This is a genomic window from Amycolatopsis sp. NPDC004368, from assembly GCF_053602515.1.
Window position 1 is genome coordinate 107,446 of record NZ_JBSGDT010000014.1, and the last position, 22,166, is coordinate 129,611.

14 protein-coding genes are annotated in these 22,166 nt (G+C 70.5%); 5 read left to right on the forward strand and 9 right to left on the reverse strand.

Features of this window, described 5'->3' with window-relative positions; genetic code table 11:
- Nucleotide 1: 1 nt before the first annotated feature.
- Genes nikE through ACWEOE_RS21030 form a run of 4 tightly spaced genes read right to left on the reverse strand, consistent with a single transcriptional unit; the run spans nt 2 to nt 5,405 of the window.
- On the reverse strand, nt 2-1,675 hold the full coding sequence (gene nikE, locus ACWEOE_RS21015) for a nickel ABC transporter ATP-binding protein NikE (RefSeq protein WP_452011557.1): 1,674 nt from the start codon (nt 1,673-1,675) through the stop codon (nt 2-4).
- Nucleotides 1,672-2,583: an ABC transporter permease gene (locus tag ACWEOE_RS21020; protein WP_452011560.1), complete on the reverse strand. Its 912-nt coding sequence runs from the start codon at nt 2,581-2,583 to the stop codon at nt 1,672-1,674. The genes nikE and ACWEOE_RS21020 overlap by 4 nt, the downstream gene beginning before the upstream one ends.
- On the reverse strand, nt 2,580-3,611 hold the full coding sequence (locus ACWEOE_RS21025; RefSeq protein WP_452011563.1) for an ABC transporter permease: 1,032 nt from the start codon (nt 3,609-3,611) through the stop codon (nt 2,580-2,582). The genes ACWEOE_RS21020 and ACWEOE_RS21025 overlap by 4 nt, the downstream gene beginning before the upstream one ends.
- A gap of 6 nt (nt 3,612-3,617) precedes the next feature.
- Nucleotides 3,618-5,405, reverse strand: coding sequence for an ABC transporter substrate-binding protein (locus tag ACWEOE_RS21030; protein WP_452011719.1), 1,788 nt, complete (start codon nt 5,403-5,405; stop codon nt 3,618-3,620).
- Nucleotides 5,406-5,747: 342 nt separating this feature from the next.
- On the opposite strand from ACWEOE_RS21030, the gene ACWEOE_RS21035 reads away from it, so the two are divergent.
- Nucleotides 5,748-6,575, forward strand: coding sequence for a M55 family metallopeptidase (locus ACWEOE_RS21035; RefSeq protein WP_452011566.1), 828 nt, complete (start codon nt 5,748-5,750; stop codon nt 6,573-6,575).
- Nucleotides 6,568-7,890, forward strand: coding sequence for a M20/M25/M40 family metallo-hydrolase (locus tag ACWEOE_RS21040; protein WP_452011568.1), 1,323 nt, complete (start codon nt 6,568-6,570; stop codon nt 7,888-7,890). The genes ACWEOE_RS21035 and ACWEOE_RS21040 overlap by 8 nt, the downstream gene beginning before the upstream one ends.
- 27 nt (nt 7,891-7,917) lie before the next feature.
- On the opposite strand, the gene ACWEOE_RS21045 is transcribed toward ACWEOE_RS21040, so the two are convergent.
- The 3 genes from ACWEOE_RS21045 to ACWEOE_RS21055 all read right to left on the reverse strand — a co-directional run bounded on the left by ACWEOE_RS21045 (nt 7,918) and on the right by ACWEOE_RS21055 (nt 11,220).
- Nucleotides 7,918-9,927: a cytochrome P450 gene (locus ACWEOE_RS21045; protein ID WP_452011570.1), complete on the reverse strand. Its 2,010-nt coding sequence runs from the start codon at nt 9,925-9,927 to the stop codon at nt 7,918-7,920.
- A gap of 215 nt (nt 9,928-10,142) precedes the next feature.
- Nucleotides 10,143-10,556 carry a hypothetical protein gene (locus ACWEOE_RS21050; protein ID WP_452011573.1) on the reverse strand — a complete coding sequence of 138 codons (414 nt, stop codon included), beginning with the start codon at nt 10,554-10,556 and terminating at the stop codon, nt 10,143-10,145.
- A gap of 1 nt (nt 10,557) precedes the next feature.
- Entirely contained in the window at nt 10,558-11,220 is a 663-nt protein-coding gene (locus ACWEOE_RS21055; RefSeq protein ID WP_452011575.1) for a class I SAM-dependent methyltransferase, read from the reverse strand.
- A gap of 285 nt (nt 11,221-11,505) precedes the next feature.
- On the opposite strand from ACWEOE_RS21055, the gene ACWEOE_RS21060 reads away from it, so the two are divergent.
- The 3 genes from ACWEOE_RS21060 to ACWEOE_RS21070 all read left to right on the forward strand — a co-directional run bounded on the left by ACWEOE_RS21060 (nt 11,506) and on the right by ACWEOE_RS21070 (nt 21,403).
- Nucleotides 11,506-15,813, forward strand: a complete 4,308-nt coding sequence (locus ACWEOE_RS21060; RefSeq protein ID WP_452011578.1) for a GH92 family glycosyl hydrolase — start codon at nt 11,506-11,508, stop codon at nt 15,811-15,813.
- A 341-nt stretch (nt 15,814-16,154) separates the two neighbouring features.
- On the forward strand, nt 16,155-19,298 hold the full coding sequence (locus ACWEOE_RS21065; RefSeq protein ID WP_452011579.1) for a GH92 family glycosyl hydrolase: 3,144 nt from the start codon (nt 16,155-16,157) through the stop codon (nt 19,296-19,298).
- The gene (locus tag ACWEOE_RS21070; RefSeq protein ID WP_452011582.1) at nt 19,295-21,403 is read left to right on the forward strand and encodes an FUSC family protein; all 2,109 of its coding nucleotides are present in this window, start codon (nt 19,295-19,297) and stop codon (nt 21,401-21,403) included. Before ACWEOE_RS21065 ends, ACWEOE_RS21070 begins: the two co-directional genes overlap by 4 nt.
- Here the strand turns inward: ACWEOE_RS21070 and ACWEOE_RS21075 are convergent.
- Both ACWEOE_RS21075 and ACWEOE_RS21080 read right to left on the reverse strand, forming a co-directional pair.
- Nucleotides 21,387-21,749, reverse strand: a complete 363-nt coding sequence (locus ACWEOE_RS21075; RefSeq protein ID WP_452011585.1) for a VOC family protein — start codon at nt 21,747-21,749, stop codon at nt 21,387-21,389. The two genes, ACWEOE_RS21070 and ACWEOE_RS21075, sit on opposite strands and share 17 nt — an antisense overlap.
- Entirely contained in the window at nt 21,749-22,147 is a 399-nt protein-coding gene (locus ACWEOE_RS21080; protein ID WP_452011587.1) for a nuclear transport factor 2 family protein, read from the reverse strand. Before ACWEOE_RS21080 ends, ACWEOE_RS21075 begins: the two co-directional genes overlap by 1 nt.
- Nucleotides 22,148-22,166: the final 19 nt, after the last annotated feature.

The window sequence follows — 22,166 nt, forward strand, 5'->3', positions numbered from 1 at the left end:
CTCAGCTGCCGGACGTCGTGCGCTGGGCGGTGCCGCCGGGCAAAGCGGCGAGCAGGGAGCGGGTGTAGTCGTGGTGCGGGTCCAGCAGGACCTGCTCCACTGTGCCCGTTTCGACGAGTTCGCCGCGGTACATGACGGCGACGCGGTCGGCGATGTTCCAGGCCAGGCCGAGGTCGTGGGTGATCACGAGGGCCGCGAGGCCCAGGGAGCGGCGCAGGCGCAGCAGCAGGGCGAGGATTTCGCCGCGGACGGAGGCGTCGAGTGAGGCCACGGGTTCGTCGGCGACGAGCACGGCGGGGTTCAGCGCGAGTGCGCCGGCGATGACGACGCGCTGGCGCTGGCCGCCGGAGAGTTCGTGGGGCAGGCGGTCGAGGAACTTCTCCGGGGGGCGCAGTTCGGCGGCTTCGAGGGCGCGCAGCACGGTGTCGTGTTCGTCCGGCAGGCCGTGGATGCGCGGGCCTTCGGCGACGGCCTCGTAGACGGTGTGGGCGGGGTTGAGCGCGCTGGTGGGGTCCTGCAGCACGAGCTGCACCTCGCGCCGGTACGCGCGCAGGGCGGCGCCGCCGGTCGGGATGGGGCGGCCGGCGTGGCGGACGGCGCCGGAGTCGGGTTTCTGCAGGCCCAGCAGGGTGCGGGCGAGGGTGGTTTTGCCGGAGCCGGATTGGCCGACGAGGGCGACGATCTCGTCGCGCCGCACGGAGAGGTCGACGCCCTTGACGGCGTGGATGCGTTTGCCGGTGCGGTCGCGGAAGCTGACGTGCAGGTCGGCCGCCTCCAGCAGGGGCGCGTCGTCGGCGTCGGCGTCACCGCCGCGGGTTTCGGGTTCCGGGGGCAGCGGGGTGCTGGTGGCCGGGGCGAAGCGGGACACGGGGTCACCGACGGTGGGGAACGCGGCGGCGAGGGCGCGGCTGTGGGGGTGGTGCGGGTCGGCCATCAGCTCGGCGCTGGGACGTTCCTCGACGAGCTGCCCGTCGTACATCACGGCGATGCGGTCGCAGGTGGCGGCGAGCACGGACAGGTCGTGGCTGATCATGACGAGGCCGATGTCCTGCTCGGCGACGAGTTTCGACAGCAGCGCGAGCACTTGGGCCTGCACGACCACGTCGAGCGCGGTGGTGGGTTCGTCAGCGATCACCAGCCGGGGCGAGCAGGCCAGGGCCATCGCGATCATCACGCGCTGCTTCTGCCCGCCCGAGAGCTCGTGCGGGTACGCACCGGCGCGCGCGGGCGGCAGGTCGACCTGTGCCAACAGCTCGGCGACGCGGGCGTCGACCTGCTTCTCGGTGAGCGCGCCGCTTTCGGGCGGGTGCAGGCGGAGGGGTTCGGCGATCTGCTCACCGATGCGGCGCACGGGGTTGAGCGCGTGCATGGCGCCCTGGAACACCACCGACGCCTCGGCCCAGCGCACGGCCCGCAGGCGGCCCCAGCGCATGGTGGTGACGTCTTCGCCCTCGAGCAGGATCTCGCCGGTCACGGTGGCGCTGCGCGGGAGCAGCCGCAGCACGCTCATGGCGACGGTGGATTTGCCCGAGCCGGACTCCCCCGCCACGCCGAGGGTGCCGCCGGCTTCGAGGCGCAGGTCGACGCCGCGGACGGCGGGGATCTCGCCGCCGCCGGAGTGGTAGGTGACACCGAGGTTCTTGAGTTCGAGCAGGGGGGTCACGGGCTCGGTCATTTCCGTCCTTTGAGCCTCGGGTTCAGCACTGTCTCCAGCCCGCGCCCGACGAGGGTGAAGAACAGCACGACGAGCACGATCGCGATGCCCGGTGGGAGCAGGTTCCACCAGGCGCCGCGGGTCACGGCGCCGCTGCTGAGCGCCGTTTCGAGCATCGCGCCCCAGGAGATGGCGTTGGGGTCGCCGACGCCGAGGAACGCCAGGGTCGCGTCGGCGATCACGGCGTTGCCGACGACGAGGGTGGTGTTGGCGAGCACGAGCGGCAGCACGCCGGGCAGCACGTGGCGGCCGATCACGTGCAGGTGGCCGCCGCCGAGTGCGCGGGAGCGCTCGATGTAGGGGCGGCTTTCGACGGTGAGGGTCTGGGCGCGCACGAGCCGGGCGGTGCTGGGCCAGGCGGTGAGGCCGATGGCGAGGATGATCGTGCGGGTGCTCTGCGGCAGCACGGCCGAGAGCGCGATCGCGAGGATCAGCGAGGGCAGCACGAGGAAGAAGTCGGTGAACCGCAGCAGGACCGCGGAGATCCAGCCGCCGAAGTGGGCGGCGGCGATGCCGACGACCGTGCCGATCAGGACACTGAGGACGGTCGCGGAGAAGCCGACGAGCAGGGAGAGCCGGGTGCCCCAGATCGTCATGAGCAGCACGGAGCGGCCGTCGATGTCGGTGCCGAGCCAGAACTGCCCGTCGGGTGGGCTCAGTGGCCGGCCGGTGGCTTTGGTGACGTCGAGGCCGCCGGAGTCGCTGATCAGCGGCAGCGCGAGCGCGACGACGACGGTCAGCGCGAGCAGGCAGAACCCGGCGAGCGCGCCTTTCTGGGTCGCGAACTCGTGCCAGGTGCGGGCGAGGCCGGCGCGACGGCGGCGCCAGGCGATGGCGCGCGGGGCTTCGGCGGGAACGGTCGTGGTCATGCGGTGCGCACCCTCGGGTCGAGTACGCGGTAGAGCAGTTCCGCGAACAGGTTCATCAGGACCACGGCGCTCGCCAGGACCACGAGCACGCCTTGCAGGACGGGCAGGTCGGGGCCGTGGATGGCGTCGTAGGTGAGCTGCCCGAGGCCGGGCCAGGAGAACACGGCCTCGACGGTGACGGCGCCGGAGACGACCATGCCGAACTGCATGAACACCAGGGTGACGGTGGGCAGCAACGCGTTGGGCACGGCGTGGCGGCGGCGCACGAGGTCGTCACGCAGGCCTTTGGCGCGGGCGGTGGTGAGGTAGTCGGCGTTCATCTCCCCCAGCAGCGACGAGCGCATCACCAGCATGTACTGCGCGTAGAAGACCACGAGCAGGGTCACACACGGCAGGACGAGGTGGTGCAGCACGTCGAGGGTCTGCAGCAGGACGCCGGGCGCGGCGTCGGGTGAGTGCATGCCGCGGCTGGGGAACAGGCCGCCGGTGGCGACGAGCAGGATCAGGCCGAGCCAGAACTGCGGCACCGACCACAGCGTCAGCGCGATGCCGGTCTGGGTGCGGTCGAAGAAGCTGTTGCGTTTCCACGCGGTGCGGATGCCGAGCCACAGGCCGATCGCGACCGCGAGCACGGTGGCGCTGCCGACGAGCAGCACCGTGGGCCACAGGCGTTCGCCGATCATGTCGAGCACGGGCCGGCGTTCGATGTAGGACTCGCCGAAGTCGCCGCGGAACAGGCCGGTGAAGTAGTCCCAGAACTGGGTGAGCATGGGCTTGTCGACGCCGAGGCGTTCGCGCAGCTCGGCGATCTGGGCGGGATCGGTGGGCCGTTCGCGGACCATGTAGGCCACGGGGTCGCCGGGCAGGAGCCGGAACAGCAGGAAGCCCAGCACGATCACCAGCAGGATGCTGCCGATCGCCTCGGCGACCTTGGTCAGGACGAAGCGGAGGGTCCCGGTCCCGCCTCGGTGCTCGTCGGGGTCGATGAGCACCGAGGCGGGGTCCGAAGAGGACAGTGCCTGTGTCAAGAGGGGTTACTCCCGGTCGTCGGCGGCTTTGCCGCGCCGGCCGATCATGATGCCGCCGCCGACGAGCACGACCACCACCACGACACCGAGCACGATCCACAGCACGGTGTTGGAGCCGCCGCTCTCGGCCGCGGCGTCGGTGGTGCCGGCGGGGACGGCGCCGTAGACGCCCCAGTAGCCGGTCTGCTCCAGGATCGAGCCCTGGGGCTGCGGCTGGGTCTGGAAACCGGAGAACTTGTCGGAGCGGTAGGCCTCGAGCGCGTTGTCGTAGTCGAGGACGACGTTCACGGCCTGGCTGTAGAGGCGGGCCTGGGCCTGCTTGACGTAGCCGGCGCGGGTGGCCGGGTCGGTGTCGGTGAGCTGCTGCTTGTAGAACCCGTCGTAGGCCGGGTCGCAGAAGAACGTGTCGGTGGTGGCGCCCTTGCCCTGGGCGTTGGGCCGGGCGGCGCAGGTGTGCAGCGCGAGCGCGTAGTCCGGGTCGGGGTTGGTGGCGTAGCCGGAGATCACGAGGTCGTAGTTGCCGGCGGTGGTGCGGTCGTTGAGCTCTTCGTCGGACACGAGCTCCTGCTTGACCGAGATGCCGATCTGCTGCAGCCAGCCGGCGACGTACTGCGCGGTGCGCTGGTCGAACGCGCGGTTGGCGTGGCCGGTGAGGCGCAGCTCGAGCCGCGCGCCGCCGGGAGCGACGCGGATGCCGTCGGCGCCCTTGGCGTAGCCGGCCTGGTCCAGCGCCGCGTTGGCGGCGGCGAGGTCGAATTTGCGGGCCTCGGTGGCCGAGGGGTCCCAGTGGTAGGCGGAGTAGATCGGTGGGATGACGCCGCCGCCGAGCTGGCCGTAGCCGCCCATGACCTTGTCGACGATGGTCTTGGTGTCGATGCTCTGGGCGATGGCCTGGCGCAGCTTGATGTCCTTGAGCACGGGGTTGCCGTTGCCGATCGGCTTGTTGTCCACGTCCTCGACGCCGAAGTTGATGTTGATCTCGTTGTAGCGGCGTCCGGGTGCCTGGTTGGTGGCGATGCCCGGCTGGCCCTTGAGCGCGTCGAACTGGGTCGGGGTGAGCCGATTGATCACGTCGACCTCGCCCTGCTTGAGGGCGTTCACGGCGGCCTCGACGTCCTTGAACACGAGCAGCTGCAGTTCGTCGACCTTGGGCGCGCCGCGCCAGTAGGACTTGTTGGCCTTGAACTTCACGTATTCGTTCTGCTTGTACTCGGTGAGCTGGTACGGGCCGTCGCTCACGCCGACCACCGACAGGTCGTCGGTCTTGGGGTCGTTGAGATCCTTGATCGAGGACCAGATGTGCTCGGGCACGATCGGCACGTCGAGCAGGTCCATGGTGGCCTGCACGGCCTTGGTCTTGATCACCAGCGTCGTGTCGTCGGGCGCGGACACGCTCTCGAAGTTGGCGACGTAGTTGCCGTTCGCGGTGCGCGCGGTCTCGTCGGTGAGCATGCGGCTGAACGTGAATGCCGCGTCCTTCGCCGTGACCGGCTGCCCGTCGGACCACTTCGCGCCCTGGCGGATCTTGAACGTCCAGGTGAGCTTGTCGGGCGAGGTCGTCCACGATTCCGCGAGCGCGGGCGAGGCTTCGGCCTTGTCCGCGCTGGGGATGGTGAGGAACTCGTAGATGAACCGGCCGACCTGCGTCGACGCCGCGAGCGACGCCGTGAACGGGTTCAGGTGGTCGATCCCGGTCGTGAGCGCCACCCGCAGCACCTTCGGCTGCGTCGGCTGCTGCGCCGGTTGGGCCGGATTCTGGGCCGCGGCGGTGCCCGCCAACGGCAGAATCGCCATGGTTCCCACGGCCAGAACCGTGATCACGCGGTTGACCCCGCGCCGAACGTGCTTGATCCGCACTTGAAGACCACCCCATCGTCTAGCCCCAGTTTCGAAAAGTAACCACATACCGAGGGAAGGGCGCAACATGTTCCGACAACTGTGCAGGTCCGATTGTTACCAGTCCGGCCAAAAGTAGGCCGACCCCCCCCGGCGGCACGTGAGCTCTGCAAAGGAGTCATTCGGCCGTGACTGTGGTCGGACTGGTAACGATCGGCACAGTATCCACGAGGCGGGGTCACGGTGGGTGAGCTCGGGTGTTCTGCCGCGGGCCGGACGTAGGATGACTAGAGTGCCCGCATGCGGATCATGGTCTCGGCGGACATGGAAGGCGCCACGGGCGTCACGTGGACCGACGACGTCGTGCCCGGCACCGAGCCGTGGCAGCGGTTCCGGCGGCTGTTCACCGGTGACGTGAACGCCGTGCTGGCCGGGTTGTTCGACGGCGGCGCGTCCGACGTGCTGGTGAACGAGGCGCATTCGTCGCAGCGGAACCTGCTGCTGGAGGAGCTGGATCCGCGGGCGCGGATGCTCACCGGCCGGCACAAGCCGTTGTCGATGATGCAGGGCATCGATTCCGGTGTGGACGGTGTGGTGTTCCTCGGTTACCACGCGGGCGCGGGGTTCGACGGGGTGCTGTCGCACACCTACCTGGAGAACCAGATCACCGGGGTGTGGCTGGACGACGTGCCCGCGAGCGAGGGGCGGCTCAACGCGGCGCTGGCGGCGGAGTACGGCGTGCCGGTGCTGCTGGTGAGCGGTGACGACCAGGCGTGTGAGGACGCCCGTGACTACGCGCCGGAGGCGGAGCTGGTGCCGGTGAAGGAGTGCGTGAGCCGGTACGCGGCGATCTGCCTGCCGCCGGCGCGCACGGCGGAGCTGCTCAGGGCGGCGGCGCTGGATTCGTGCGTGCGGGCCGGGCGGGTGGAGCGCCAGCCGGGGCGGCACCGGATCGAGGTGGAGTTCGACGCGAGCCATCTGGCGCAGGCGACGGCGGTGATCCCGACGGTGGAGCAGATCGGCACGCGCCGGGTGGGGTTCGACGCGCCGAGCATGACCGAGGCGATGAAGGCGTTCAAAGTGGTCACGGCCATCGCGGGTGGGGCGGTGCAGGGCATTTATGGCTGAGGGTCCGGAGATTCCCGCGGTGGACGTCGTCGGGTTGTGCGCCGATCTGGTGCGGTTCGACACGACCAACCGCGGCGGCGGCGACTCCGAGGGCGAGCGCGAGGCAGCGGAGTACGTCGCCGGGTTCCTGGGGCGGCACGGGGTTTCGGCGAAGATCGTGGAGTCGGCGCCGCGGCGGGCGAACGTGATCGCGCGGATCCCGGGCGCGAATCCGGCGTTGCCGGGCTTGCTGGTTCAGGGGCATCTGGACGTGGTGCCCGCGGACGCGGCGGATTGGTCCGTACCGCCGTTCTCCGGTGAGGTGCGTGACGGGTTCCTGTGGGGCCGCGGCGCGACGGACATGAAGGACTTCTGCGCGATGGTGCTGGCCGCCGTCGCGTCCGGGCTGCGGCCGCGCCGGGATCTGGTGCTGGCGTTCGTGGCCGACGAGGAGGACAAGGGCGACTTCGGCGCGCACTGGCTCGTGGAGCACCACCCGGAGCTGTTCGACGGCTGCGCCGCGGCGATCAGCGAATCGGGCGCCTACAGCTACCACGCGCCGGCGGCCGACGGGCGCACCGTGCGGCTGTACCCGGTCGGCACGGCCGAGCGCGGCACGGCACACCTCAAGCTGACCGCGCGCGGCCGGGCGGGGCACGGTTCGCGGCCCAACGACGAGAACGCCGTGACGCTGCTGACCGGCGCGCTGCACCGGATCGCCGGGCACCGCTGGCCGGTGCGGCTGACCCCGACCGTGCGAGCGTTCCTGGAACGCACCGGCGCGGCGCTCGGGGTGGCCGTGGACCTCTCGTCGAGCGAGGCGGTGGACGAGACGGTGGCGCGGTTGGGGCCGGCGGGGTCGCTGGTGGTGCCGACGATCCGCACCAGCACCACACCCACCATGCTGTCGGCCGGCTACAAGGTGAACGTGATCCCGTCGGCCGCCACCGCGCAGGTCGACGTGCGGGTGCTGCCGGGCACGGAGGACGAGCTGTTCGAGGTCCTCGACTCGCTGCTGGGCCCGGGTGTGACGCGGGAGTTCGTGGCGCACCAGCCACCCGTGCAGGCGCCGGTGGACTCGCCGTGGTTCGACGCCATGGCCGCCGCGCTGCGGAGCGAGGATCCCGACGCGGTGGTCGTGCCCTACTGCCTGGGTGGCGGCACGGACGCGAAGGCGTTCGCGAAGCTCGGCATGGCGTGTTACGGCTTCGCTCCCCTGTCGCTGCCCGAAGGGTTCCCGTACCGCGCGATGGCGCACGGCGTCGACGAACGCGTGCCGACCGAGGGGCTGCGGTTCGGGACGCGGGTGCTCAAGCGGTTCCTGGAGTCCTGCTAGCCAAGTCGTGTCCGAACCCGGTTTGAGTCAACCCAGCGGCGCCCCGGTGACCGGCAGGCGCACCGGGCCGTAGACGATCGCGTGGTCGCGGAAGGCGAGCCGGTAGATCGGCACGGTGGTGCGCAGGTCGGGGAAGCGGCGGAAGAGCGCCAGCAGCGCCACGCGCAGTTCGGCGCGGGCCAGGGGCTGGCCGACGCACTGGTGGACGCCGAACCCGAACGCGACGTGCTTGCGGGCGTCGCGGGTCAGGTCGAGCACGTCGGGCTCGGGGAACGCCGTCTCGTCGCGATTGGCGGACTGCAGGGGGCAGATCACGCCTTCGCCGGCGCGGATGACGGTGCCGCCGATGTCGAGGTCCTCGGTGGCGACGCGGCGCATCCCGAAGTGGATCACCGTGGTGTAGCGCAGCAGTTCCTCGACCGCGCGGGGCACCGTGTCCGGTTCGGTGGCGAGCCGACGGGCCTGCTCCGGGTCCCGCATGAGGGCCAGAACGCTCATCGTGAGGGTGTTGACGGTCGGTTCCTGACCGGCGAAGAGCAGGAGGGTGCCGATGCCCGCGGCTTCGACCGGGGTGAGCTCGCCGGTGCGGATCCGGTTGACGGCCAGGTCGGAGAGCAGGTCTTCGGCCGGGTGGCGGCCCTTGTGGTCGAGCAGTTCGATCAGGTGGGTCTCGAGCTCGATCCGTGCCGCGGTGACCTGCTCCCCCGTGGCTTCGAGGTCGGAGATGGTCAGGGCGATGCGTTCGAACAGGCCCTGGTCGGCGGCCGGCACGCCGAGCAGCTCGCACAGCATCCCGTTCTGCAGGGGCAGGGCGAAGTCGGCCAGGAGGTCGAACTCCGGGCGGGTGGCGACGTCGTCGAGCAGGTCGCCGGTGAGCTTCTCGAGGGCCGGTTGGAGGCGTTCGAGCGCGGCCGGGCGGAGCGCGCCGTTGACCATGCGGCGCAGGCGGGTGTGCTCGGGCGGGTCGCTGGTGATGAACGCGCCGGGGCGGGGTGGTTTGTCGTCGCCGCGAAGGCGCGGGTAGTCCGCGTGCGTGGGGTCGGCGCTCACGGTCTTGGCGGCGAGCACGTCACGGATGTCCTGGAATCGGGTGAGGAGCCAGTAGGTGCGCCCGGTCGGCAGGCTGACGCGCCGGATCGGGCTTTCGGCGCGCCACGCGGCGTAGCGCGAGGGCGGGTCCTGCGGGGAGACGTCGCGGTCGAAGGGCAGCAGGGGCTCGTTCACGCGATCAGCGCTCCGATCACGATGACGAGGCCGAACCACCGGTTGGACACGAAGAGCTTGAGGCAGCGTTGCGGCGAGTCGATGTCGAGGGTCGCGACCTGCCAGGCGAGGTGCAGTGCGCCTGCCGCGAGCAGGACGTAGAACCACGCGCCCGCGCCGGCGAGCAGTCCGGCGGCGGCCAGGCCGGCGATGGTCAGGGTGTAGCAGCCAGCGACCAACGCGGGGGTGGCCGCCGCCGAAGAGCAGGGACGTGGAACCGACGCCGATCCGGATGTCGTCTTCCTTGTCCTGGTGGCCGTAGATCGTGTCATAGCCGATGGTCCAGAACACCCCGCCGCCCCACAGCGCGAGCGCGGCCGCGGTGATGGTGCCGGTCGCGGCGAGCGAGCCGACGAGCGCGTTGAGGCTGAAGCAGATGCCCAGCCACACCTGCGCGAAGTTGGATCCACGTTTGACGTAGGGGTAGATCACGAAGAACGGGAAGCTGGCGAGCGCGGCGAGGACCGCGAGCCATCCGGTGGCGATGAGCAGGGCCAGCGCGATCACCAGCTGCACGGCCGCGAACACCAGTGCCGCGGCGACGCTGACCTCACCGGCGGGCAGCGGGCGGGACCTGGTGCGTTCGGCCTGGGCGTCGATGTCCTTGTCGACGACGTCGTTGACCGTGCAGATCGAGGCCCGCATCGCGATCGCGGACAGGCCGAAGAGCAGGAGCTGCCAGACCAGGGTGATGCCGGTGAGGGGCGAGAGCGCGAGCGCCCACCAGCCGGGCAGCAGCCAGAGCCAGGTCCCGATCGGCGCGTGCACGCGCATCAGGCGCAGGTAGGGCCGGATCCGGTCCGGCGCCGCGGCGACCAGGGGGCCACGAACCGGCCGTGGAGGAGCCGGCGGTCGGGCCGGTCGAGAATGTGGGACACGTGCGCAGCGCACCTTTCGACCGAGCCCGGGGGGAAGGGCTCGGGAGGGTTGATCGAGGCGTCTGGCTCGATCGTTCCTCGCGAATGGCCGCGAAACTCACTGTCAGTGAGCTAAATGACTCGACGGTGGGGACTTGATGTACGGAGAGCCACGAAACGCGGGTACTGACGGCGGTAACGCCAGGCGCGCCGGGCTCTGGGAATGTTCTGCGGGTGCGTGCGGTCCAACTCCGCCTCGAGTTCTGCTTGGCGGTGCTCGGCCGCTTCGGCGCCGGGAAGGCCGAGGCGTTCGGCGATGCGTTCCCAGGACCAGCCGCGCCGCCGGGCCTGGGTGATGAACTCGGGTTCCGACTGGTCGACGACGCGGCGGCTGGTCACGACTTCGCGGCCCCGGGCGTCGAGGACGTCATCGGGTGGTTCGTGGCCGGTCCGGGCCGCGAAGAGCGCAGCGGTGAGCACGTCGGACGGAGGTTGTCCGGCGGCGTTCTCGGCGAGCCAGCGTTCGAGGGCGGGATCGTGGGCCACGTCAGGGTTCCCGGGTGAACTGGGCCCACCAGCGGGCGCCGTCGCGGACGCGGTCGACGGTGGTGGCCTTGACGCCGTCGCGGGCGAAGGAGTCGAGTTCGGCGCGGTTGAGCGGCCAGGGCGGGCCGGTCCAGGTCGCCGGGTCGATGCTTTCCTCGGCGAAGGCGCCGACCACGAGGGTGCCGCCGGGGGCGAGGAAGCCGGACACGGACGTGATGGCCGCGTCGCGGAAGGCCTTGGGCATGGACTGGACGGTCATGATCTCGATCACGACGTCGAAGGCGTGGTGCCATTCGGCGGGGGGTTCGAGCAGGTCGGCGGTGCGGTAGGAGACGCGGGTTTCGGGGAAGCGGCTCAGGACGGCCTTGATCGCGCTCGGCGAGACGTCGAAGGCCGAGGTCCGATAGCCCGCGGCGGCGAGCAGTTCCGCGTCGTCGCCCAGGCCGCAGCCGACGACGAGCGCGCTGCGGTCACCGCCGGGGTTCGCCGTGGCCCACGCCGCGAGTTCGGGGCTGGGCTCGCCGCGGAACCACGGCACGACGGCCTCCCCCGCTTCGGCGGCGGCGTAGAGGGGTTCGAACCACCCCGTGGGGTCGCCGGCGGCCACCACGGGCTCGGCGCGGCGGCGGGCGTCTTCGTCGGGGTCGACCGGTTCTGCGGACATGGTTCCCTTATACCGGCGCCCGGGGTCCGGTGTGCCGGATTTCCGGATGCGTCGCCCGGTCGCGGCCGGGGTGATCGACATCGAGCACCCGGACGTGATCTTCGGCGGTTGCGCGGGGCGGGACCGGATGCGGGAGCGGGTGCGTCCGGCGTTGTCCGTTTCCGGCCAGGTTTGGCCGAGGGATCTTGACATCGATGTCACCCGCGGGTTTCCCTTCCGTAGCGCTGCCGCCGGGTTGCTCCCGCGCGGGCGCGCGAGACCCGCCCCGACAAGCTGGGAGCAACGATGCCCCGAAGCGCCAGATCCGTCCGCGCCGCGCTGGTCGCGGTCGTGGCGGCGGCCGGATTGGTCGCCACGCCGGCGATCCCGGTCGCCGTGGCGGACGCACTTCCGCCGGACTTCTCTTCTTCGTTCGAGCCGTCGGATCCGCAACCGACGTGGCAGGACACCGTTGACACCGACGCCGCCGGGCAGGCGCGCACGGCGGGGGTCAACGGTGCGAACGGGGCCACGATCCCGGGTGACATCCGGGGCAAGGTGACCGAGACGAGCGCGAGCAGCGAGAACACCGACGGTGGTGAGGTCTCGGCGAACCTGGTCGACGGCACCACGGACACGAAGTGGCTTTCGTGGGACCCGACGGCGTGGGCGCAGATCACGTTGTCGGAGCCGGTGTCGATCACGCACTACGCGATCAGCTCGGCCAATGACTTCGCCGGGCGTGACCCGCAGGACTGGACGCTGCAGGGGTCGAACGACGCGCAGCAGTGGACGGATCTGGACAAGCAGTCGGGTCAGTCGTTCGACGCGCGGTTCCAGGAGCACCAGTACCGGCTGGCGGCGCCGAGCGCGGCGTACAAGTTCTACCGGTTGGACGTGACGCGCAACCACGGTGACGACATCCTGCAGATGTCGGAGCTGCTGCTGGCCAACGACGACGCTCCCCCGCCGCCGTTGCCGAACATGCGCAGCTTCGTCGACGCCGGGCCCATCAGCGGCTACACGAACAAGAATCGGGTCGGGTTCACCGGAAAGAAGGCGTTCCGCTACGCCGGCACGCAGACCGCGGCCGGGCACGGGTACTCCTACAACAAGGTGTTCGACGTGAACCTGCCGGTGGTCGCGTCCACCGAGCTGTCGTACAAGGTGCAGCCGCAGTTCACGGGCAACGACCTGAAGTACCCGAGCACGAACGTGGCGATCGATCTGGCTTTCACCGACGGCACGTACCTGTCGGGACTGGGGGCGACCGACCAGTACGGGTTCCCGCTCACGCCGCAGGGCCAGGGTGAGAGCAAGATCCTTTACGCGAACCAGTGGAACCTGGTGCGTTCGGCGATCGGCACGGTCGCGGCGGGCAAGACGATCGACCGGATCCTCGTGGGTTACGACAACCCGAACGGGCCGGGTGCGTTCCAGGGCTGGCTCGACGACGTGAAGATCTCGGCGACCCCGACGCCGCCGGCGAGCGAGCGGCCGAGTGACAACGTGCTGACCACGCGCGGGACGATGGCCAACGGCACGTTCTCGCGGGGCAACAACTTCCCGGCCACGGCGGTGCCGCACGGGTTCAACTTCTGGACGCCGGTCACCGACGCGGGGTCGGACAGCTGGCTCTACAACTACTCGACGCAGAACAACGCCGACAACCGGCCGCAACTGCAGGCGTTCTCGGCGAGCCACGAGCCGAGCCCCTGGATGGGTGACCGGCAGAGTTTCCAGGTGATGCCGTCGGTGGCGGCCGGAGTGCCGGACGCGAACCGTGACGCGCGGGCGCTGTCGTTCTCCCACGACAACGAGGTCGCGCGGGCGCACTACTACGGGGTGACGTTCGACAACGGGATCAAGACCGAGATCGCGCCGACCGACCACGCGGCGGTCATGCGGTTCTCGTTCCCTGGCACCGATTCGAGCCTGATCTTCGACAACGTGAACAACTCCGGTGGGCTCACGCTCGACCCGGCGGCGGGCACGTTGACCGGGTATTCGGACGCGAAGAGCGGGCTGTCGGCGGGTGCGGGGCGGATGTTCGTCTACGCGACCTTCGACAAGCCGGTGACCGCCGGGGCGAAGCTGACCGGGCAGGGCCGCGACAACGTGACCGGGTACCTGCGGTTCGCCGCGGGCGCGGACAAAACGGTGACGATGCGGATCGCGACGTCGCTGATCAGCGTGGACCAGGCGAAGAAGAACCTGGAGCAGGAGATCGCGCCGGCGGCGACGTTCGACTCCGTGCGCGACGCCGCGCAGCAGGCGTGGGACAAGCAGCTGCGGGTGATCGAGGTGCAGGGCGCGTCGAAGGACCAGCTGGAGACGCTGTACTCGAACCTGTACCGGTTGTTCCTGTACCCGAACGAGGGCTTCGAGAACACCGGCACGCCGCAGGCCCCGGTGTACAAGTACGCCTCGCCGGTGGCGGCGAAGGCCGGTGCGGACACCGCGACGCAGACCGGGTCGAAGATCGTCGACGGCCAGGTCTACGTGAACAACGGGTTCTGGGACACCTACCGCACCACGTGGCCGGCGTATTCGCTGCTCACGCCGGACATGGCCGGGAAGATGGTCGACGGGTTCGTGCAGCAGTACCGCGACTCGGGCTGGATCGCGCGCTGGTCCTCCCCCGGTTACGCGGATCTGATGACGGGTACGAGCTCCGACGTCGCGTTCGCCGATGCCTACCTCAAGGGCGTGACGAACTTCGACGTGAAGTCGGCCTACGACGCGGCGTTGAAGAACGCCACGGTGACGCCGCCGAACTCGGCGGTCGGGCGCAAGGGCCTGGACCAGGGAATCTTCCTCGGTTACACGCCCAATACCGCCAGCGAAGGCTTCTCGTGGGCGATCGAGGGGTACGTGAACGACTTCGGCATCGCGAACCTGTCGAAGAAGCTCTACGACGAGGCTCCGGCCAGTGACCCGCGCAAGGCGGAGTACCTGGAGAACTACCAGTACTTCACCAGCCGGGCGCAGCAGTACGTGAACCTGTTCGACCCGAGTGTCGGGTTCTTCCAGGGCAAGGACGCGAACGGGAAGTTCACCAAGACCAAGGATCAGTACGACCCGCGCGCGTGGGGCGGCGATTACACCGAGACCGACGGCTGGGGCATGGCGTTCACCGTGCCGCAGGACGGTCAGGGCCTGGCGAACCTCTACGGCGGCAAGGCCGGCCTGGCGAACAAGCTGGACCAGTTCTTCGCCGACCAGGAGACTGCGACGATGACCGGGTCCTACGGCACGGTGATCCACGAAATGCGGGAAGCGCGCGACGTGCGGATGGGCCAGTACGGCGGTTCCAACCAGCCTGCGCACCACCTGCTCTACATGTACGACTACGCGGGCCAGCCGTCGAAGACGCAGGCCAAGGTGCGCGAGGCGCTCTCGCGGCTGTACTCGGGCAGCGAGCTGGGCCAGGGTTACGCGGGCGATGAGGACAACGGTGAGATGTCCGCGTGGTACGTCTTCGGGTCGCTCGGGTTCTACCCGTTGCAGATGGGCAGCCCGAACTACGCGATCGGGTCGCCGCTGTTCACCAAGGCGACGCTGCACTTGCCCGGTGGCGACGTGGTGATCAACGCGCCGAAGAACTCGGCGAAGAACGTGTACGTGCAGGGTCTGAAGGTCAACGGCAAGGCCTGGACGTCGACGTCGTTGCCGCAGGACGTGCTCGCGCACGGGGCGACGCTCGACTTCGACATGGGCCCGAACCCGTCGGCTTGGGGCACGGGTGCGAACGACGCGCCGAAGTCGATCACCACGGGCGACGCGGTGCCGACGCCGCTGCACGACGAGACGGGCGCCGGCAAGGGCACGCTGTCCACTTCGGACGGTTCGAACGCGGCGGCGCTGATCGACAACACCTCGCGCACCGAGGCGAAGGTGACCGGTGCGGTGACCTACCAGCTGAACTCGACGGACGAGGCGGTCACGCACTACACGCTGACCTCGCCGAAGGGTGCCGGTGACCCGAAGAGCTGGCAGCTGGAGGGTTCCTACGACGGGAAGACGTGGGCGGTCGCGGACAAGCAGGCTGCTCAGACGTTCCCGTGGCGGCAGCAGACGCGGGCGTTCGCGGTGGCCAACCCGGCGCACTACGCCTACTACCGGCTGACCGTCACCGACAGCAGTGGTGGCCCGGCGTCGCTCTCGGAGTTCGAGCTGCTGGGCCGGCCGGACGCGTCGTGCACGAAGACGCTGACGGGTGTGCAGAAGGGTCCGCTGACGGTGTCGAGCGGCACGCTGTGCCTGCAGGACGCGACGGTGTCGGGTCCGGTGACGGTGTCCGGTGGCGCGTCGCTGGTGGTTCGCGGCGGCTCGATCGCGGGTCCGCTCGCGGCGACGGGTGCGGGGCAGGTCGTGCTGAACCGCACGAAGGTCTCGGGGCCGGTGGCGATCACGGGCACGACCGGGGCGGTGTCGATCGAGCTGACCGACATCGGTGGCCCGGCGACGCTGACGGGCAACCACGGGCCGGTGCTGACCTCCAGCACCGTGGGCGGGCCGCTGGCCTGCACAGGCAACACGCCGGTGCCGACCGACCACGACCTCGCCAACACCGTGCGCGGTCCGGCTGCGGGGCAGTGCGCGAAGCTGTAGCCGGATTGAGGTGAGGGTGTGGCCCCGCAGGGTTTCCTGCGGGGCCACACCCTTTTCTCGCCGGTGTCCGGCCGGTCAGGCGGCAGGGCCGCTTGCCGGGGCGAGTGCGCGCCACGTGCCTCGATCAGGGTGTTCTTCGCGTGCTGGGAGACCGACACGTCGGGGCCACCTCCGTCGAGGACATCCTCGACATCCTCACCCAGCTCGGCCTCACCCAGCTCGGCATCTTCCCCCAGGCGGCTTGACCACCGAGGACCTGACCACAGCCGGCCCGGCCGCCGCGCCGGGCCGGCCATCGGCCACATCGGGTCGAGCCGTGGCGCAGCGACTACCGTGTGTGCGTGACCAGCGCCGGGTTCTTCTCATCGTTCGAGGCGGGTGACCCGCAGCCGGTCGCCTCCGGTGTCAAAGTCGGCCGCGGACCCGATCGGTCGGCGACCGCGAAGACCGGTGTGGGGTTCACCGGCGTACGGGCCCTGCGCTACGGCGCAGCGGCGCGCACGGCGCTGTTCGAGGTGGACGTCGAGCTCACCGCCCACAGTGCACTGTCCTACGTGGTCTTCCCGGAGTCCGACGGCGCCGTGCCCTCCTACCGCAGCACCTTCGTGGCGCTGGACCTGGAGTTCGACGACGGCGGCCGCGCCGGCTTCTCCCCCACCGAGCAGGGGCACGCGAAGACGCTGCTGGTGGACCAGTGGAACCTGGTGCGGCGGCCGCTGGGGGCGTTCGCCGGACGCCGGGTGCGGCGGATCGTGCTGCTCACCGACGCGCCGGGCGGGCGCGACATCACCGGCTGGGTCGACGACGTCCGCCTCGGCGAGCACCACCCGCGCACCGGCGACCCGGTCGAGTTCGTGCGCACCACCCGCGGCACACACTCGGGTTTCGGGTTCTCGCGCGGCAACACCTTCCCGGCCACGGCCGTGCCCCACGGCTTCAACTTCTGGACCCCGATCACCGACGCGCGAGCGCTCGACTGGTTCTACTCCTACCACCGGCACAACACCGCGGCGAACGAACCGGCACTGCAGGCCTTCGCCGTGAGCCACCAGCCGAGCCCGTGGATGGGCGACCGCCACACCTTCCACTTCATGCCCGGCACCGGAGCGCTGCAGACCGACCCCCGCCGCCGCGCGCTCACGTTCTCCCACGACGACGAGACCGACCTGCCACACCATTACGGTGTGCGCTTCGGCAACGGCATCACCGCCGACCTCGCGCCCGCCGACCACGCGGCGATCGTCCGGTTCACCTTCCCCGACGGCCACGGCTGGGTGCTGTTCGACAACGCCCGCAACCGCGGCGCCCTGCGCGTGCACCCCTCGACCGGCACCGTCACCGGGTACACGTGGGTGCGCAGCCGGCTGTCCACGGGCGCGCGGCGGATGTTCGTCCACGCCCAGGCCGACGTGCCCGCGTCCGGCGGCGGCCGCGGCCCGATCTGGCGGCGCGTGCTCGGGCACCTGGAGTTCACCGCACCGGAGGTGACGCTGCGGATCGCGACGTCGCTGATCAGCCTCGCGCAGGCCCGGCGCAACCTCGAGCTCGAGATCCCGGCCGGCACCACGTTCGACGAGGTGCGCGACAGGGCCCGCGAGAAGTGGCAGGACGTGCTCGGCCGCGTGGAGCTGGCAGGCGCGAGCGAGGACGAGCTCACGACGTTCCACTCCAACCTCTACCGCCTCTACCTGTACCCGAACCGCGCGCACGAGAACACACCCGACGGCATCCGCCACGCCAGCCCCGTCGCCCGCGGCCGCGCTTTCAGCACCCGCAAGCGCACCGGCGCGAAGGTCGTGGACGGCGAGCTCTACGTCAACAACGGCTTCTGGGACACCTACCGCACCACCTGGCCCGCATACGCGCTGCTCACCCCCGAACGCTGCGGCCGCATGATCGACGGCTTCGTGCAGCAGTACCGCGAAGGCGGCTGGATCGCCCGCTGGTCCTCACCCGGTTACGCCGACCTCATGACCGGCACCAGCTCCGACGTCGCCTTCGCCGACGCCTACCTCAAAGGCGTGCGCAACTTCGACGTCGAATCCGCCTACGACGCCGCCCTCAAGAACGCCACCGTCGCGCCACCGCGCCCCGGCGTCGGCCGCAAGGGCCTCGACACCGCACCGTTCCTCGGCTACACCTCCACCTCGACCCGTGAAGGCCTGTCCTGGGCGCTGGAAGGCTGCCTCAACGACTTCGGCCTCGCCAACCTCGCCGACGCGCTCGCCCGCGAGAGCGAAGGCCCCCGTGCTCGCCGCCGCGCCGACAACGCCGCCTACCTGCGCCAGCGCGCCCAGCACTACGTGCACCACTTCGACCCGCGCATCGGGTTCTTCCAGGGCCGCACCCCGGACGGCGGCCGCCACTTCCCCGCCCAGGGCTACGACCCGGCCGCGTGGGGCGGCGACTTCGTGGAGACCAACGCCTGGAACACCGCGTTCTCCGCACCGCACGACGGCCCCGGTCTCGCGGCCCTGCACGGCGGCGCCGCCGGCCTCGAAGCCAAACTCGACACATTTTTCACCACCCCCGAAACCGGTCGCAAACCCGGCTCCTACGGCGGCCTCATCCACGAAATGACCGAAGCCCGCGACGTCCGCATGGGCCAGTACGGGCACTCCAACCAGCCCTCCCACCACATCCCGTGGATCTACGCCTACGCCGGCGCACCCGCGAAACTGCAGCGCACCGTCCGCGAAGTGCTGCGCCGCCTCTACCTCGGCAGCGAGCTCGGCCAGGGCTACCCCGGCGACGAGGACAACGGCGAAATGTCCGCCTGGTACGTCTTCGCGGCCCTGGGCCTCTACCCGCTCACCGTCGGCAGCCCGCGCTACGTCGTGTGCGCGCCGCTGTTCAAACAGGCCACCCTGCACCTGGAAAACGGCCACGACCTCGTGATCCGCGCACCCGGCGCCGCGAGCGCGACCGACCCGCAGGACACGCCCTACGTGCACGGCCTCACCATCGACGGCCGCCCCCACCACTCGACCACCCTGCCCCACGCCGTGCTCGCCCGCGGCGCCGTGCTGGAGTTCGACGTGCGCAGCGTCCCCGGCACCTGGGGCACCGAACCCGTCACCCCGGCCCGCCCCACACCACTGACCGACCTCACCGGCACCGCCTACAGCCCCGACGGCGCCGCCGCGCTGCTCGTCGACGACACCAGCCGCACCGAAGCCACCTTCACCACCCGCACCCCGGTGATCGAGTTCTCCGTGCACGGCCGCGCCCGCGAAGTCACGATGTACACCCTCACCTCAGGCAGCCGCGCCGGCGACCCCACCTCGTGGATCCTCGAAGGCTCCGCCGACGGCCGCCGCTGGACCGAACTCGACCGCCGCAGCGGCGAGCTCTTCCGCTGGCGCCGCCAGACCCGGCCCTTCGTCCTCGACCGCCCCGCCGCCCACGCGCACTACCGTTTGCGAGTCACGGCGGCGAACCGCCGCCGGGTCACCCTCGCCCAGTGGGAGCTGCTCGCCCGATGATCGCCGACCTCCGCGACGCCACCCTCGACCGGCTGGCGGCAGCCGATCCCGGCCTCGTCCGCCTGCGCCTGGCCGGCTCCGCCGTGCTCGGCATCATCCTCGCGCTCCTCGCCCTGCAGCCGCTGGGCTTCCCCCTCACCACGTCGCTCGTGGCCGCGATCGCCGCGATGATGAGCGCCTTCACCGTCAACGACCCCACCAGCGGCGGCCAAGCCGTCACCCTGTGCCTCGCCGCCGTCGTCGGCGCCTGCTCCATCACCCTCGCCACGATCGGCGCCGCCTACCCACCACTCGACAGCATCATCTTCGTGCTGCTGATCTTCGTCGCCGTCTACGTGCAGCGCTTCGGCCCCCGCGGCACCGCCCTCGGCTCGATGACGTTCTTCCTGTTCTTCTTCCCCATGTTCCTGCAAGCCCACCTCACCCAAGCCCCACAGCTGCTCATCGCGATGGTCGCCGGCATCGCCGCCAACGCCCTCGTGCGCTTCGTCCTCCTGCGCCGCAACGCCGAATCCGAGTTCATCCGCATCCGCCGCGCCTTCCGCGCCCGCGTCGCCGCCGCCGTCCGCGCCACCGAGGCCTACATCGCCTCCGCCGGCAGCGACCGCAGCAACCGCCAGACCCGCACCGCACTCGCGCGCCTCCACGAATCCGTGCTGCTCATCGAAGACAACGCCCCCGACGTCGTCGACGCCCGCAACGCCGACCTCCTGCGCCGCCGCGCCATCGAGGTCGAGCTCGCCGTCCAGTGGCTCACCATCACCGTGCAGCGCACCTTCACCCACCCCATGCCCGAAGGCGTCGCCGACGACCTCGTCGCCCGCCTCGCCAAGTTCCGCTCCCTCATGGAACGCGATCCCCGCGAACTGCCCCTCATCAGCGAAACCGGCGAATACAGCCGCATGCTCGTCGAAGGCAGCCGCATCGACGAGAAAGCCCACCCCGGCGACGGCGTCCGCCGAGCCATCGCCGAACTCGCCGTCGCCGACGACCGCGCCCAGCGCGTCGCCGCCCGGAAGAACACAGTGGACTACTCACTCGACGACGAGGAAGACGGCGAACCCGAACCCACCAAGGCGTTCGCCTACGACAACCAGACCCGCAGCGCCATCCAGGCCGTGATCGGCGGCGGGCTCGCCGTCCTCGCCGGACAGCTCATCTCCCACCAGCGCTGGTACTGGGCCGTGCTCACCGTGTTCGTCGTCTTCGTCGGCACCTCCAGCGCCGGCGCCCGCTTCGTCAAAGGCGTCCGCCGCACCGGCGGCACCCTCATCGGCATCGTCGGCGGCGTCGCCCTCGCCCTGCTCGTCAGCGGCAACACCATCGCCATCCTGGCCCTGATCATGGTCTGTGTGTTCGGCATGGTCTACATGTCCCGCGTCTCGCAGTTCCTCATGGCCTTCTTCGTCACCAGCATGCTCGGCCTGCTCTACAGCCTGCTCGGCACCTTCAGCATCGAAGTCCTCTGGATCCGCGTCGCCGAAACCGCCGTCGGCGCCGCCGCCGGTCTGCTCGCCGCCGTGGTCATCCTGCCCGTGCGCACCCGATCCGTGATGCTCGACGACATCGCCGCCGTCCTCGACGAACTCCACGAGTTCGTCGAATCAGCCGACACCCTGCTCTCGGGCCGCGACAACGTGAACATCATCGAGATGTCCCGCGACCTCGACCGCGCCGTCGAGCAAGTCCGCAAGACCATCGAACCCCTCACCCACCCCATCAACCTGCGCAGCGCCCGGCGCGACTACGGCTGGCACGTGCTCACCACGCTGGAAACCATCGCCTTCCGCGCCCGCCACGTCGCCGCCCGCTCCCAGCCGGGCCTACTCGACGGACCCGTCGCCGACCGCCTCGACCTCTTCGCCGGCCGCGTCCTCGCCAACATCGACCTCGTCGGCGACGCCGTCCGCCACCCCAACACCACACCTGCGACCAAACTCGTCCGCGACGACGGCACCCCCGTCGTCGACCGCATCGACGACGCCGAAACCCGAGCCGTCATCTCCAGCTTCAGCCACCTCGACGAAGGCGTCATCGCGCTGGGCCGCGTGTTCGCCCTCGACGCGACCCAGCCCGCACCCGCCGCCGCTAACCGGCCTTCGTGAGCAGCTCCAGGTTGTGCCCGTCCGGATCCGCGAAGTACAAACCTCGGCCCCCGAACATCCGGTTGATCCCCGCCGTGCGGTGAAACGGATCCGCGTACACCGCGACCCGGGCGGCCTCCAGCCGAGCCAGCGCGGCATCGAACTCCGCATCGTCCACCAGGAACGCGTAGTGCTGGCCCGCGACACTCTCCGCCTGCGCGAAGTCCAACGTCACCCCATTGCCCAGCACCACCGGCAAGAACGGCGGCGTCTCGGACCCCACCGGCAACCCCAGGATCCCCGCCAGGAACGCAGCCGACGCGTTCCGATCCGTCGCCCAGACGATCGTGTGATCCAACCCGGCCATCACGCACCCCCACGCGCGAACGCCGGCGGCGCCCCGATCGGGCTCAAGTGCATCCCCGCCACCCGCCACCGGCCGTCCTCCCGCACCAGCACGTGCGTCGAGCGGAACCGCCCGTCCACCGCATTGCCCTGGTGCGAAGCCTTCTGATCGTGCACCCCGACCACGATCGCGGTGTCCCCGTGCTCGCGCACCGCGACCTCACGCCAATCCAGCTCGTGCGTGACCAACCCGCCCGGACCGTAACGGTTCAGCCACTGCGCGCGGTCCAGCACGAAACCCAGCGGACCGACCAGCTCGAAGTCCTCGGTCGCCAGCGCACCCAGCGTCTCGACGTCCCCGGCGGTCTCGGCCGCGACCCAGCGGGCGCCCCAGTCGGTGATCTCTTCGGTCGTGCTCATGATCCCTCCCACGGTCGGT